This window comes from Clostridium mucosae, assembly GCF_024622765.1.
Taxonomy (GTDB): Bacteria; Bacillota; Clostridia; order Clostridiales; family Clostridiaceae; genus Clostridium.
On sequence record NZ_JANKAF010000018.1, the window covers coordinates 39,357 to 54,066 of the forward strand.

Annotated in this window: 14 protein-coding genes, 2 riboswitches and 1 other annotated feature; of the genes, 7 read left to right on the forward strand and 7 right to left on the reverse strand. The window is 28.0% G+C overall.

Annotated features, from left to right (window positions below):
• The first annotated feature begins 154 nt into the window (after positions 1–154).
• The 4 genes from ppaX to NSA50_RS16085 all read left to right on the forward strand — a co-directional run bounded on the left by ppaX (position 155) and on the right by NSA50_RS16085 (position 4,288).
• Positions 155–787: a pyrophosphatase PpaX gene (ppaX, locus tag NSA50_RS16070; RefSeq protein ID WP_195263300.1), complete on the forward strand. Its 633-nt coding sequence runs from the start codon at positions 155–157 to the stop codon at positions 785–787.
• A 13-nt stretch (positions 788–800) separates the two neighbouring features.
• Positions 801–1,760 (forward strand): D-2-hydroxyacid dehydrogenase, encoded by a 960-nt coding sequence (locus NSA50_RS16075; RefSeq protein WP_195429447.1) that lies wholly within the window; start codon positions 801–803, stop codon positions 1,758–1,760.
• 73 nt (positions 1,761–1,833) lie between these two features.
• Positions 1,834–2,031, forward strand: a binding site (T-box leader).
• Positions 2,032–2,088: 57 nt separating this feature from the next.
• On the forward strand, positions 2,089–3,759 hold the full coding sequence (gene leuA, locus NSA50_RS16080) for a 2-isopropylmalate synthase (protein ID WP_195429449.1): 1,671 nt from the start codon (positions 2,089–2,091) through the stop codon (positions 3,757–3,759).
• A 337-nt stretch (positions 3,760–4,096) separates the two neighbouring features.
• Positions 4,097–4,288 (forward strand): hypothetical protein, encoded by a 192-nt coding sequence (locus tag NSA50_RS16085; protein ID WP_195429451.1) that lies wholly within the window; start codon positions 4,097–4,099, stop codon positions 4,286–4,288.
• Between the two features lie 151 nt (positions 4,289–4,439).
• Here NSA50_RS16085 and aspD read toward each other — a convergent pair whose 3' ends face one another.
• Complete coding sequence (aspD, locus tag NSA50_RS16090) at positions 4,440–6,092, reverse strand: aspartate 4-decarboxylase (RefSeq protein WP_195429453.1); 1,653 nt, start codon at positions 6,090–6,092, stop codon at positions 4,440–4,442.
• Positions 6,093–6,383: 291 nt separating this feature from the next.
• Positions 6,384–6,463, forward strand: a riboswitch (glycine riboswitch).
• 2 nt (positions 6,464–6,465) lie between these two features.
• A riboswitch (glycine riboswitch) is annotated at positions 6,466–6,552 on the forward strand.
• A gap of 91 nt (positions 6,553–6,643) precedes the next feature.
• Here aspD and NSA50_RS16095 point away from each other — a divergent pair.
• Both NSA50_RS16095 and NSA50_RS16100 read left to right on the forward strand, forming a co-directional pair.
• On the forward strand, positions 6,644–8,038 hold the full coding sequence (locus NSA50_RS16095; RefSeq protein ID WP_195429455.1) for an alanine/glycine:cation symporter family protein: 1,395 nt from the start codon (positions 6,644–6,646) through the stop codon (positions 8,036–8,038).
• A 300-nt stretch (positions 8,039–8,338) separates the two neighbouring features.
• Entirely contained in the window at positions 8,339–9,310 is a 972-nt protein-coding gene (locus NSA50_RS16100) for a glycoside hydrolase family 73 protein (protein ID WP_195263307.1), read from the forward strand.
• Between the two features lie 20 nt (positions 9,311–9,330).
• Here NSA50_RS16100 and NSA50_RS16105 read toward each other — a convergent pair whose 3' ends face one another.
• The gene (locus tag NSA50_RS16105; protein ID WP_195429457.1) at positions 9,331–9,600 is read right to left on the reverse strand and encodes an acylphosphatase; all 270 of its coding nucleotides are present in this window, start codon (positions 9,598–9,600) and stop codon (positions 9,331–9,333) included.
• Between the two features lie 132 nt (positions 9,601–9,732).
• Between NSA50_RS16105 and ndk the strand changes: the two genes are divergently transcribed.
• Complete coding sequence (gene ndk, locus NSA50_RS16110; RefSeq protein ID WP_257446708.1) at positions 9,733–10,143, forward strand: nucleoside-diphosphate kinase; 411 nt, start codon at positions 9,733–9,735, stop codon at positions 10,141–10,143.
• A gap of 122 nt (positions 10,144–10,265) precedes the next feature.
• Here ndk and NSA50_RS16115 read toward each other — a convergent pair whose 3' ends face one another.
• Genes NSA50_RS16115 through NSA50_RS16135 form a run of 5 tightly spaced genes read right to left on the reverse strand, consistent with a single transcriptional unit; the run spans position 10,266 to position 14,585 of the window.
• Positions 10,266–11,333: an ABC transporter substrate-binding protein gene (locus NSA50_RS16115; RefSeq protein WP_195263310.1), complete on the reverse strand. Its 1,068-nt coding sequence runs from the start codon at positions 11,331–11,333 to the stop codon at positions 10,266–10,268.
• Positions 11,320–12,132 (reverse strand): ABC transporter permease, encoded by an 813-nt coding sequence (locus NSA50_RS16120; protein WP_195263311.1) that lies wholly within the window; start codon positions 12,130–12,132, stop codon positions 11,320–11,322. Before NSA50_RS16120 ends, NSA50_RS16115 begins: the two co-directional genes overlap by 14 nt.
• A complete protein-coding gene (locus tag NSA50_RS16125; RefSeq protein WP_195263312.1) occupies positions 12,126–12,980 on the reverse strand; it encodes an ABC transporter permease in 855 nt (284 codons plus the stop codon). The genes NSA50_RS16120 and NSA50_RS16125 overlap by 7 nt, the downstream gene beginning before the upstream one ends.
• Positions 12,973–14,001 carry a spermidine/putrescine ABC transporter ATP-binding protein gene (gene potA, locus NSA50_RS16130; protein ID WP_374940980.1) on the reverse strand — a complete coding sequence of 343 codons (1,029 nt, stop codon included), beginning with the start codon at positions 13,999–14,001 and terminating at the stop codon, positions 12,973–12,975. Before potA ends, NSA50_RS16125 begins: the two co-directional genes overlap by 8 nt.
• A 44-nt stretch (positions 14,002–14,045) precedes the next feature.
• Positions 14,046–14,585 carry a helix-turn-helix domain-containing protein gene (locus NSA50_RS16135; protein ID WP_195263314.1) on the reverse strand — a complete coding sequence of 180 codons (540 nt, stop codon included), beginning with the start codon at positions 14,583–14,585 and terminating at the stop codon, positions 14,046–14,048.
• Positions 14,586–14,710: the final 125 nt, after the last annotated feature.

Sequence of the window (14,710 nt, forward strand, 5' to 3'; positions counted from 1 at the left end):
ACTTAGTTTAAGTCACTAGGTAATAAGCCAATTTACATATGTCCATCTTTTTATTTCAATTAATATAGTTAATTTTGTACAAGCATCTTTTATATGTTATTATAATTATAAAGTTTATTAGCATATGATAAAGGTTAAATTTAGGAGGATAAACATGATTAAAGCAGTATTATTTGATTTGGATGGAACATTACTAGATACAAATGAATTAATATATAATTCATTTGATAAAACTTTTAAAGATAGATTAGGAATAGAATTAAAAAGAGAAGAAATAGTAGACTTTTTTGGAAGGCCTCTAGGAGAGCCATTTAAAAAGCATGCTAAAGAAGAAGATGTTGCAGATTTAGTAGCTTATTATAGAGAGTATAATGAAGCAATACATGATACTATGTGTTTTGCTTTTGATGGAGTTAAAGAACTTTTAACTAGTCTTAAGGAAAAGAAAATTAAGATAGGTATAGTAACATCAAAAAGAGCTGAGCTTGCTATAAGAGGAATGAAGATAGCAGGAATATATGATTTTATGGATATAATTATAACTCCAGAATCAACAGAGCTTCACAAACCAAATCCAGATCCAGCACTTAAAGCATGTAGTGAATTAGGAATAGAACCAAATGAAGCTATTATGGTTGGAGATAGTCATTATGATATATATTGTGGAAAATCAGCAGGATGCAAGACGTGTGCAGTAAATTATACTTTTATAGGAATAGATAAATTAGAAGAATCTGAGCCAGATTATTTTATAGATAAGCCAATGGAGATTTTAACTTTATTATAATTAGGAGGATAAAATGAAAAAAATAGTAATTTTAGATGGAAAAACTTTAGGGGAACTAGATTTTACTAAATTAAGAGAATTTGGAGAATTAGCTTATTATGATACTACGAGATCAGAAGAGGTAGTAGAAAGAATAAAAGATGCTAATATAATTTTAACTAATAAAGTAGTATTAAATGAAAATAATCTAAAAGAAGCTAAGAACCTAGAACTTATATGTGAGACTGCTACAGGCTTTAATAATATTGATATAGTTTATGCAAAGAAGAATGATATTGCAGTTACAAATGTTGCAGGATATTCAACAAATACAGTAGCTCAACATACTTTTGCAACAGTTTTATCTTTATATGATAAATTATCTTATTATGATAATTATGTTAAATCCGGAGATTATGCAAAGTCTGGTCTTTTCACTAATGTTAGTAAGCCATTTTATGAATTAGAAGGTAAAACATGGGGAATTATAGGTTTTGGAGCAATAGGAAAAAGAGTAGCAAAGATAGCAGAAGCTTTTGGAGTTAATGTAATTTACTATTCTACTTCAGGAAAAAATTCAAATAGTGAGTATAATAGAGTAAGCTTTGATGAATTATTAGATAAGTCTGATATAGTTTCTGTTCATGCGCCACTAAATAAAGATACTCAAGGTTTAATTAACTATGATGCTATTAAAAAGATGAAAAATTCAGCTATATTAGTTAATATGGGGAGAGGTCCAATAGTGGTTGAGGCAGATTTAGCAAAGGCAATGGATGAAGAGCTTATTGCTGGTGCTGCTTTAGATGTATTTGAAGTAGAACCTATTAAAGAAGATAATCCATTAATATCTATGAAAAATAAAGAAAATTTAGTTTTAACACCACATATTGCTTGGGCAAGTGTAGAAGCAAGAGAAAGATTGTTTGAAGAAGTGATTAAAAATATTAGAGCTTTCTATAATGATGAAATAAGAGGAAGAGTAGAACTATAAATATAATAGAATTATAGTTAGAAATATTTGACAAAAAAATAAAATTATAGTATATTACTAATTAACTCAATATTGAAAGGCTTAGAATGAGAATAGTAGAAAGTAAGAGATGTTAAAGAGAGTAGGGAGATGGTGAGAGCCCGCATATTATCGCTTTTGAACTCGCTCAGGAGCTACAAGACTGAATGGGGAAGTAGGTTTTGTCGGCATTGTTATGCCGTTATTTCAATTAAGTTAAAACTTGGATGGTACCGCGTAAATCGCTCCAATTAGGAGTGTGTTTATGCGGTTTTTAACTTTCCGTATTTATAAATAAGGGGGCATTAAAATGAATTATCAAAAGTATAAAAGGTTTCAAACAATCAAGTTAAAGGAAAGAACATGGCCAGATAATGAAATTAAAAAAGCGCCTATATGGTGTAGTGTTGATCTTAGAGATGGAAATCAAGCATTAATTAATCCTATGACAGTAGAAGAAAAAATAAAAATGTTTAATCTTTTAATAGAATTAGGATTTAAAGAAATAGAAGTTGGATTTCCATCAGCATCTCAAATAGAGTTTGATTTTTTAAGAACTTTAGTAGAAAATAACTTGATTCCTGAAGGGGTAAAGGTTCAAGTTTTAACACAAGCTAGGCCACATTTAATACAAAAGACTTTTGAAGCTTTAGAAGGAGTAAAAGAAGCTATAGTTCATATATATAATTCCACATCTATATTACAAAGAGATGTTGTATTTAATATGAGCAAAGATGAAATAAAGTCTATAGCAGTAGAGGGAACAAAATTAGTAAAAGAGTATGCAAACTCTTTTAATGGAAAGTTATACTTAGAATATTCACCAGAAAGTTTTACAGGAACAGAGGTTGATTATGCACTTGAAGTATGTGAAGCTGTATTAGATACATGGGGAGCTAGTAATGATAATAAAGTAATAATAAATCTTCCATCTACAGTAGAAATGGATACACCTAATGTATTTGCAGATCAAATAGAATGGATGTCTAGAAATTTTAGTAATAGAAATAGATTAATATTAAGTGTACATCCACATAATGACAGAGGAACAGGAGTTGCAACTGCAGAGCTTGCAATGTTGGCAGGGGCAGATAGAGTTGAAGGAACTTTATTTGGAAATGGAGAACGAACAGGAAATGTTGATATATTAAATTTAGCATACAATATGTTTTCTCATGGCATAGATCCTGAGCTAAAATTAGACAATATAAACAAAATAATAGATATATATGAAAAGTGTTGCAAAATACCTGTTCATATAAGGCATCCTTATGCAGGAGAACTTGTATTTACTGCATTTTCAGGTTCTCATCAAGATGCAATAAATAAAGGAATGAAAAAGTATATAGAAAGAAATAGTGATATATGGGAAGTACCATATTTACCTATAGACCCTAGTGATTTAGGAAGAGAATATGAAGCCTTAGTTAGGATAAATAGTCAGTCAGGAAAAGGTGGAGTAGCATTCGTTTTAGAAAGCCATTTTGGGTATAAGATGCCTAAGAGTATGCATAAGGAGTTTGGAGATATAATACAAAAGATAACAGAAAAACGTGGAGAAATATCACCAAAGGTAATTATGGAGAAATTTAAAGAAGAGTATTTAGATGTTGAAGGACCATTTAAATTATTAAAATTTAAGATAGAAGATAGTGATAGTTTAAATATTGAATCACAAAATACTAAAATAGATGTTACATTCTTATTCAATGGAGAAGAAAAGAGTTTTATAGCAGAAGGAAATGGACCAATAGATTCATTAAAGAAAGCATTAATTAAAAGTAATTTAATTAAAACTACAATACTAGATTATGCAGAACATTCTTTAGGAGAAGGATCAGAGGCTAAAGCAGCTGCTTATGTTGAGATGAAAAGGTTAGATAATTCTAAGGTTACTTTTGGAGTAGGGGTAGATAGTAATATAACTATAGCATCAATAAAAGCAGTATTTAGTGCTATAAATAGACTTTATAGAAATTAGAAAATTAGATATTAGATTATTTCAGCGAGCTCAAATTTGGGGTTGAAAATTTAAAAGCACATTAAATTTAGCATTAAAATTCAAATTCAAATAGCTCTAAAGCAACTATTTAACTAGTTTTAATGCTATTTTTTATAAAAAACACATGTAAATTAAAAACAAGTTCGCAGCGTTAATAAATTTATTAATGTTGTGAACTTTAATGTGATTTTTTAATGTGAATAAATTAGAAAAAATAAATGGAATATATTTGAAAATTGTGTTATTGTAATATTAAATAAGCATTTCGAAAGAGTATTAAATTATTCTCTATTTATATTTAAATGTGAGGAGTTATATGGTAACTAAAAAGAAAATAGAAAAATTAGGATATAAGTTAGCGATAATTTTTTTTGTAATACAAATAATAATTCTTTGCACATATAAAGAAATAACTGTTATTTCTAATGTGTTCTTAACTATCGCATCAATTTTATTAGCTACTACAACTGTCTATAAATATTTTTTTAACAAAAATGATTTCCAATAAAATATGTATCATAAAAGTAAGATTCAGATAATATTTTTATCGAAGGCTATGATAATAAACAACTTTAATATATTACAAACTAGAAAAGGTCGAGCATAAACCCGACCTTTATTTTTGTGATTTTTATTATATATTAAAGTATTAAATAGTTTTATAAATTTTCAGCTTTTTCTTCTGACCATTGATTTTCTTGCCATTCTTTAAGTAAATCATCAAGAATTTTTCTTAAAACTTTACCTATTATATAGTAGCAATTATCATTTAGATTAGCTAGTGAAACTCTTAGAGACCATTCAGAAGAAGCAAATCCATCTCCATTTAATAGAATCACAGAGTAATTTTTAGCTAAATCATATAATATATCAAATGGCGTATAATTTGATAATATATAGTTAGCAAAATCTTCATTAAATTTACTTCTTGCCCAATCAATTATGTTTAATTCAGTATAATAAGAAGCATCATTAGGATTTTCTACTAGGTCTAATTCCATACCTTCAAATAATAAAGCTTTACGTTTTTTGCATATCTCAATAGTGAAATTTTTATACCTATTATTAGAATCAACAAGAGCAAATGCACAAAATAATGCCATTTGAACTTGCTGTGGAGTTGATAAACCAGCAGTATGATTTAAGGCAACTTGTCTACTATCTGCAACTAATCTGTCAATGAATTTTATATAATTAGGATTAGATGACATATGTTTATATCTTTTATTTATTTCAATTTTATCATCAGAAGAAAGATTTAATAAAAGATTATTAAATACATTATTTTCACTTAATAATATTGTACCAAGTCTCCAACCTGTAACACCAAAGTATTTTGATAAAGAGTACACTCCTAATGTATTGTATGGTAAATGTGCAATTATAGATTTGAAATTATCTATAAATGTACAATAAACATCATCAGTTATTATCATTAAATTTGGATTGTAGTTTTTAACTACATTAACTAAGTTGTTTTTACATTCATAACTTAATGCTATTGAAGCAGGATTATTTGGATTAACAATAAATAATGCTTTTATGCCAGTATCTTTAAGTTTTTCTAATTCTTCAATTGGATACTGCCAAGTTGGATTATTATTTTCATCTAATTCATTTGCATGAATTCTTACAACTTCAAAATTATAATTAGGTAAGTGAGGAATTTCTAAGTATGGTGTAAATATAGGTGTCATTAAAGCAATTTTATCACCTTTATTTAACAGCTTGTTTGCTGTTAGAGAATCAAAAATATAACACATTGCAGCAGTTCCACCTTCTACAGCAAAAACATCAAATTTATTATTAAATTTAGTATCACCACATAATTCCTTTAGTAAGTATTTATTAACTATCTTTTCCATATGTATAAGCATTCTATCTGGAACTGGATAGTTATCACCAATAATTCCATCAGTAATTTCAAATAAAAAATCATCTGGATTAAAATTAAGTTCATCAATACAATAGTTTATTATTTCTTTTAATAAATGAATTCCTGGTAAATTAGTATTCTTATTATAATAATCTAAAAATCTTTCATAAATACCAGATTTGCTAACCATACCTGCTAAATCATCCATACATAAGTTTCTTTGGCATTCTAATACTGCAAATTGCCCAAGAGTGAAGAAGGCTTGTCTAGGTGTTGAAGAAGTCCAGTTAGGATTACCTCTACCAGCATCTAAAATATTTCCATTAAATTTTTCTTTATTAAGGTTAGCTAATTTTATTAATTTATCTTTAAATTCGAAAGGGCTTATTTTACCATAAAGGTTTGATAAGTAATCCTTTGTTAATGTTATATCCATTATGGGTACTCCTTTTCAAATATACTATTAATTCCTACTAAATAGTATATAGCCATATTCTAAAAAATCAAGGAATTCTTGCAAAAAATATAATTACTGAAATAAAAGATGCAAAAAATGCTAATTTATTAAAATATATAAGTCATAAAAGATATAAAATTATTAATATGTTAAATGTTAATAATTATAAAATTAAAAATTATTAAGTTGATATTTTATAATTAATACAAAGAATAGTTGAAATTTTTAGTATAAGCGTATATAATTATAATACAATTTAATAATGTTCGGTTGAAGGTAGTGGGAGAGAGATTTTTAGATAAATCCACCGAAGAAGTAAATCTTTCAGGTATTAGGACCGCTATTGGACGAACCTCTGGAGAGACTCAGAGATGAGCACCGAAGGAGCAAGATAATTTAAATTTTAAATTATTGAAACTCTCAGGTAAAAGGACAGGGGATAAGATAGGTCTATAAAGTTTTATTATTTTTTAGGGCTTATTTACCTATCTATTCTCCTCCGTAAATTTCAATTTAAGGGGGATTTTTTTATGTTAAATCAAATTCAATCAATTTTAAGTACTATTGATAGTATAATATGGGGACCACCTTTATTAATACTGCTAGTAGGGACAGGAATATATTTGACATGGAGATTAAAGCTTCTGCAAATATTTAAATTACCTTTAGCACTAAGATATATATTTTCAAAAGAGGAAGATAATGATCAAGATGCAAAAGGTGATGTATCTAGTTATGGAGCATTATGCACCGCTTTATCAGCAACTATAGGAACAGGGAATATAGTTGGAGTCGCTACTGCAATTAAAGCTGGAGGACCAGGGGCATTATTTTGGATGTGGATAGCAGCATTTTTTGGTATGGCAACTAAATATGCAGAAGGATTACTTGCTATAAAATATAGAGAAGTAGATGAGAATGGACAAATGTCTGGTGGACCAATGTATTATATAAAAAATGGTTTAGGATTAAATTGGTTAGCTAAATTATTTGCAATATTTGGGGTAGGAGTTGCTCTACTTGGAATAGGGACATTTGGACAAGTAAAGTCAATTGCTGATGCTGCACAAATAGGATTTAATATTCCATTAGTAGTAACAGCAATAGTAGTTACTATATTAGTTGCTTTAGTTACTCTAGGAGGAATAAAAAGAATTTCAAGTGTATCAGAAAAAGTTGTTCCTTTCATGGCTATACTATATATAGTAGGAGTTATATTGGTTTTAGGTTTTAATTTTACAAAAATACCGTCAGCTATTAGTTTAATAATAAGGAGTGCATTCAATCCTGAAGCAGCCTTAGGTGGAGCTGTAGGAATAACAATTTCAATTGCTATGCAAAGAGGAATTGGAAGAGGAGTATTTTCAAATGAAGCAGGGCTTGGTAGTGCTCCTATAGCAGCTGCGGCAGCAAAAACAAAGTCCCCTGTTAAACAAGGATTAATTTCAATGACAGGAACATTTATTGATACGATAATAATTTGTACAATGACAGGGCTAGTTATAGTTGTTACAGGAAGCTTTAGTGGAAATTTGGAAGGTGCCGCTTTAACTACAGCAGCTTTTGAAAATGGATTACCAATAGCTTTATTAGGAAAGTATATAGTTAATATAGGACTGATGTTCTTTGCATTTACAACTATATTAGGATGGAATTATTATGGTGAGAGATGTATAGAATATCTATTTGGTGTAAAGGGAATAAAACCTTATAAAGTTATTTTTATAGCCTTTGTAGCAGTAGGACCTTTTTTACCATTAGAGATGATTTTTATTATAGCAGATATAGTTAATGGACTTATGGCATTTCCCAATCTAATTGGATTGATAGGATTGAGACATGTAATAATTTTAGAGACAGAAAGATTTTTTCATGATTTAAAAGAAAAAGATAATTCAGCAGTTGAAGAGAAAATGACAGTTTAAGGTGGAGAAATCCACCTTTTTTATATAAATAAAAGAGTGATTAACTTAGAAAGCTAAGTAGTAATTTATAGATATTGAATTTTATATTTTATATGGTTTGATTAATAATCTATATAAATAGAATTGGTAGAATTTTCAAGAGTTAATAAACATATTTTAGTAAATTAGCATAAATTTAAGTAAATATAATATTAGTTTATTAAATATTAATTAAATTTTTATAATAAACTTTATATAAATAAAATATTGTTTATAATGGATGTATATATTTATATAGAAAACTATTTTGGAGGTGAGTTTTTGGAGTATAAAGGTACATATAAAGGTATAGGTGATTATAAGGAGAATTATATTAAAGGTGGTATAAAGAAAATATTATTAATGATAATTTTTATTGTTACATTTATAAGCACATTAGTATTTATAACATCTAAATTTATTAATAATGGTAGTGAAGAAACGTTACTTTCAAATGATGATATAATTAAATATATAAATATATGTGATGACGCAAGTAGTGGAGGATTTCAATTAAATTGGCAAGAAATAGCTTCAATAAGTGGAGCCATAAATAATGGAAATTTTGAGATAGATAATGATGTTATAAGTAAAATAGTAAATTCATTTTATAAAAAGGATAATAACGGGAATGTTGCTGACTTAAATAGCTTTAAATCAGTAGTTAAATCCTTAAAATTAAATAATGAGGAAGAAGAAAAAGCGAATAAATATCTTGAAGGACTAAAAAATAATTATATTAATAGAGAGTTAGTAAAAGATAATTCTAAACTTGAATTCATAGATAATATATCAGAGATTGCTTTTGATAATTATGAAAGCTATGGGATACTACCTTCAGTTACGATTGCTCAAGCTATTTTAGAATCAGGATGGGGAGAGTCTAAATTATCATCGCAGTATAATAATCTTTTTGGTATAAAAGCTGACGAAAGATGGAGCGGAGATAGTGTTGATCTTGAAACTAAAGAAAATTATGATGATGTTATTGTTGGAGCATTTAGATCATATAAAGATATAAAATCATCTATAAAAGATCATGGTAAATTTTTATGGGAAAATGAAAGATATTCTGCAAATGGATTATTTGAAGCTAAAAGTTATAAAGAACAAGCACAAGCTTTAGAAAATGCCGGCTATAGTACTGCAAAAGATGAAGAAGGGAATTTAATTTATGGAGATAAATTAATAAGAGTTATTCAAGAAAATAATTTAATGTTATATGATACTGAGGTACAAAGAAAGCAAAAATAGAGCATTGGAAAACTAATGCTCTATTTTATTTTAAATTTAGTTTCTGATGGAACTAAATCAATTTCTTTCTTAGATATTGAATCTATTCTTATAAAATAATTTCCTTTACTTATTATACTAATAAATTTCACTAATATCTTATCATCACCTTGAACTTCCATTTCTACCATACCATTATCCATATTACGAACCCATCCTGTTAAGTTAAGGTTAGTTGCATTCATTTGACAAAAATATCTAAATCCAACGCCTTGAACCCTACCTTTAACAATAATATAATATCTGACCATAATCTCACTCCTTTATTAGAATAGTTATAAAAATTATAACATATCTACAATATTATTATGAAGAGAGGATTATTATTTTATATAAAAAATGGTATAATTTAGATGAGAATTTAAAAAAAGAGGGGGAGTTTTATGGAAAAGTCATTAGTACTTATAAAGCCAGATGCTGTAGAGAAAAACCTAATAGGAAAGATTATTAGTAAATATGAGGAAAATGATCTCAAAGTAACTGCGCTGAAAATGGAAACGATATCTAAGGAATTTGCGTGTAGACATTATGAAGAACATATTGGAAAAAGTTTTTTTGAACCATTGATAGTTTTTATTACTAAAGGACCACTATGTGCATTAATATTAGAGGGAGACAATGCAATTGAAAAAATAAGAAAAATTAATGGAAGTACCAACCCGAAAGAAGCTAAAGAAGGAACTATAAGACAATTATATGCAGCAAACAATAGAGAAAATTGTGTTCATGCTTCTGATAGCATAGAAAGTGCTAAAAGAGAGATTAAATTATGGTTTGGAAATTCAAATTTATAAACTTAAAAAATATATTGTAGAGAATACTTAATTTAGTATATAAAATTTTAAAAAATATGGTAGCATTTCTTAATGAAAGGCTACCATGTTTTTGTTATTTAAAAAACTACTGTTAAAAGTTTTTAGTCTATCTTTACTTTTAACCATGCATCATCATATAGTTTTATTTTATTTCCTAAATCTTTAAATATTTCACATTTATCAAGAACTTCTTCAGCTGGATAAACAGTTTCATCTTCTTGAGTTTCTTCATCTAACAATTTATAGGCAGCTGTATTAGGTGTTGCATAACCTATATATTCAACATTTTCTTTTGCATTTTCAGGATCTGATAAGAAGTTTATAAATTCTTCAGCTTCTGATTTATGCTTAGCGCCTTTTGGTATAACCATAACATCAAACCATTTATTAGAACCTTCTTTTGGAACTATATATTGAAGGTTTAAATCAGGAGCTTCTTCTTGAATAAAAATAGCATCGCCAGAATAAACAGTAGCAAAAGTAGCTTCTCCATTAATCATTTTATCCTTAACTTCATCCATGACATACGATTGAACTAAAGGCTTTTGTTTAATTAATTCATTTGCAGCTTCATCTAATTCATCTTTATCAACTGAATTTAAAGAATAACCAAGTTTAACTAAGGAAATAGCAAGCGTATCTCTTATTGAATCAAACATAAATATTTCACCTTTATATTTAGGATTCCATAAAATATCCCAGCTATCTACAGGATCATCAACTTTATCAGCATCATATATTATTCCTATTGTTCCCCACATATAAGGAACAGAGTATTCATTGTTAGGATCATAAGGAAGGTTTTTAAAGTCTTCACCAATATTCACATAGTTAGGTATGTTATTAAAATCAATTTTTTCTAACATATCTTCATTTATCATTTTTTCAACCATATAATCAGAAGGGAAAATTAAATCATATGTTCCAGGGCTATTTTTCACCTTTTGATACATAATTTCATTAGACTCATAAGTATCATAAATTACATCTATACCAGTTTCTTCTTCAAATTTTGCAATTAAATCTTCATTTATGTAATCTCCATAATTAAATACATTAAGAGTTCTTGTGCTTTTAGAACTATCTTCATTTTTAGAACATCCTACAAAAGATGAAGATATTAAAAATAATGAAGATAAAATAGCAATAGACTTTTTAAGCTTCTTCAATTTTATCACCTCTTGATGTAAATTCTTTTCTATTAGCAATTAATAGAAGAGTTAGAACAGTCACAAACATTAAAGTAGAAAGAGCATTAATTTCAGGTTTAATACCTCTTCTTGCCATAGCAAATATTTCTATAGAAAGGTTTGTAACTCCTGGACCAGCTGTAAAGAAACTAATAACAAAATCATCAATAGACATTGTAAATGCCATTAGCATACCAGCAAAGATACCAGGCTTAATTTGAGGTAATATTATTTTTCTTAATGTATAAGATGGTGTAGCACCTAAGTCTAATGCAGCTTCTTCAACATTCTCAGGTAATTGTCTAAGCTTTGGCAAAACAGCTAAGATTACATATGGAATATTAAATGTAATATGAGCTAGCAGCATAGTAGTAAATCCAAAATCTAATTTTGTAAGTGGTCTTATGAATATAAATAAGCTCATTAAGGCAATACCGGTTACTATATCAGGATTTAATACAGGTAAATAATTTATATTTAATAAAAGAGCCTTCTTAGGTCCTTTCATTTTATTTATACCAATAGCTGCTAATGTACCAATTACTGTGGCCACGACAGAAGAAATTATAGCTATAACAACTGTAAAGAATAAAGCTTGCATGATTCTTTCGTTCTTAAAAAGCTCGCCATACCATTTCAATGTAAATCCAGACCATTTTCCCATAGTCTTAGAATCATTGAAGGAGAAGACTATTAAGGCAACTATAGGCGTATATAAAAATATGAATACAAGTAATAAATAAAATTTCTTAATAAAATTTTCAAACTTTTTTACCATAATTGACCGCCTCCTTCTTTAGAATCAGAATTATCAAATTTACTCATTATAGCCATAGAAATTAATATTATTATCATCATAAATATTGAAATAGATGAACCAAAGTTCCAATCACCCATCATAGTAAATTGTTGCTCTATTAAGTTACCTAAAAGCATATATTGTCCACCACCAAGTAATCTTGAAATTACAAATGTAGAAACAGCAGGCATAAATACCATAGTTATTCCTGAAACTACTCCAGGCATGCTCAATGGAAGTACTATCTTTCTAAATACTTCACTTCTATTTGCACCTAAATCAGCAGCTGCATTTAATAAGTCCTTATCCATTTTTGATAAAACAGTATATATTGGAAGTACCATGAATGGTAAGAAATTATAAATCATACCAAGAATTACAGCGCCATCATTATATAAGAAGGTAAAAGGACCAACTCCGAAATAGCCAAGAATATTATTTATAAATCCGTTTTTACCTAAGATAGGTAACCAAGCATAAGTTCTAAGTAAGAAATTCATCCACATAGGTACTATAAAAAGCATTATTAAAATGTTACCTTTAGAAGGCTTCATTTTAGATATAATATATGCAACAGGATATCCTAAAACTAGGCACCAGATAGTAGATAATAAAGCAAGCCATAAGCTTCTTCCGAAAACTTTTATGTATTGAGGTTGAAGTAGTCTTGTAAAGTTTTCTAGGGAGAATGCATAATCTCCTTCAGGTGTTGTTACAGTAAAGCCGAAGAATAAAACTATTAATAAAGGAATTACAATAAATAATGCACTCCAGATTATGAAAGGAGATGCAGCAAAGTTTCTATTAGCTTTTTTTGCTTTACTCATTATTTGCAACCTTTCTCATAATATGAATATCTTCTGGATAAATATCTAATCCTATAACAGAATTTACTTCTGCAAATTTAGTATTATGGATTATCCATGTATTGTTTCCTTCTTCAACTTCTATTTCATAATGAACACCTTTAAAAATTATAGATTTAACAATTCCTTTTAGCATTCCTTTATCAGGAGATACGATTTTTATATCCTCTGGTCTTATAACTACATCAATTAATTCGTTTTGGTCAAATCCTTTATCAACACATTCGAAAGTTGTATTACAAAATTCTACTTTAAAATCTTCTAACATAGTACCATCTAAAATGTTACTTTCACCTATAAAGTCAGCAACAAAAGCATTAGCAGGCTCATTATAAATATCTTCAGGAGAACCCATTTGTTGAATTTTACCTTTATTCATAACAATGATAGTATCAGACATAGTTAATGCTTCTTCTTGATCATGTGTTACAAATATGAAAGTAATTCCAAGTCTTTGTTGTATTCTTTTAAGCTCAATTTGCATTTCTTTTCTAAGTTTTAAATCAAGTGCGCCAAGAGGTTCATCTAAAAGAAGAATTTCAGGTTCATTAATTAGAGCTCTTGCAATGGCAACTCTTTGTTGTTGTCCACCACTTAAAGAATCAACGCTTCTTTTTTCAAATCCTTCTAAAGAAACTAATTTAAGCATTTCTTTAACTTTTGAATCTATTTCATTTTTAGGAGTCTTTTTAATTTTTAATCCAAAAGCTACATTTTCATATACATTCATATGAGGAAATAAAGCATATTTTTGGAATACGGTGTTTACTTGCCTTTTATATGGAGGTAAAGTTGAAATATCAGTTCCATTAAATAAAACTTCACCTTTATCTGCATCTTCAAATCCAGCAATTATTTTTAATGTTGTTGTTTTTCCACATCCACTAGGGCCAAGTAATGTTAAAAATTCATTCTTTTTAATGTTTAATGAAAGGTTGTCTAAAACACAATTATTTTCAAAAGTTTTAGAAACACCTTTCATTTCAATTATATTTTGTTTCAAAATAAACACCTCTTTCTATAGATTTAAAATGATGGTGGAGTACTTACCCAAATAACTTTGGCTTGTGTTTTTCCCCCATTTGAAATATAGTGATTAGACCTAGGCTTAAAATAGAAGCTTTCGCCCTTTTTAACTTTGAACTTCTTTTTGCCTAAATGTAATATTATAGTTCCAGATAAAACAAAACCAAATTCTTCACCCTCATGAGGCTCTTCTTCTATATATTGCCCACCTGGTTCTAAAGTTATCATAATTGGTTCCATTTCATTTTTTTGAGCATTTGGTATAAGCCACATTAGCTTATATCTTAAATCTTCATTTTCAGTTTCAAACATATCTTCATATGTATATGTAACCTTTTCCTCGCTAGCATCACTAAAGAACTCTGTAAGATTAGTTCCTAGTATTTCTAATATATCTATTAATGTTGCTATTGATGGAGAAGTTAAATCATTTTCTACTTGGGATATGAATCCTTTAGATAATTCACATCTATTAGCAAGTTCTTCTTGAGTTAATTGCTTTTCAATACGTAATCTACGTATCTTTTCTCCGATTTCCACAACTACACCTCTACTTTAATAAATTTTATAATACTAAACCTTAGGTTTAAAATTACTAAACAAACAATAGATATTATATATTTTAATTTGATATAAATCAATATTTTTTATAAAAAAACATATAA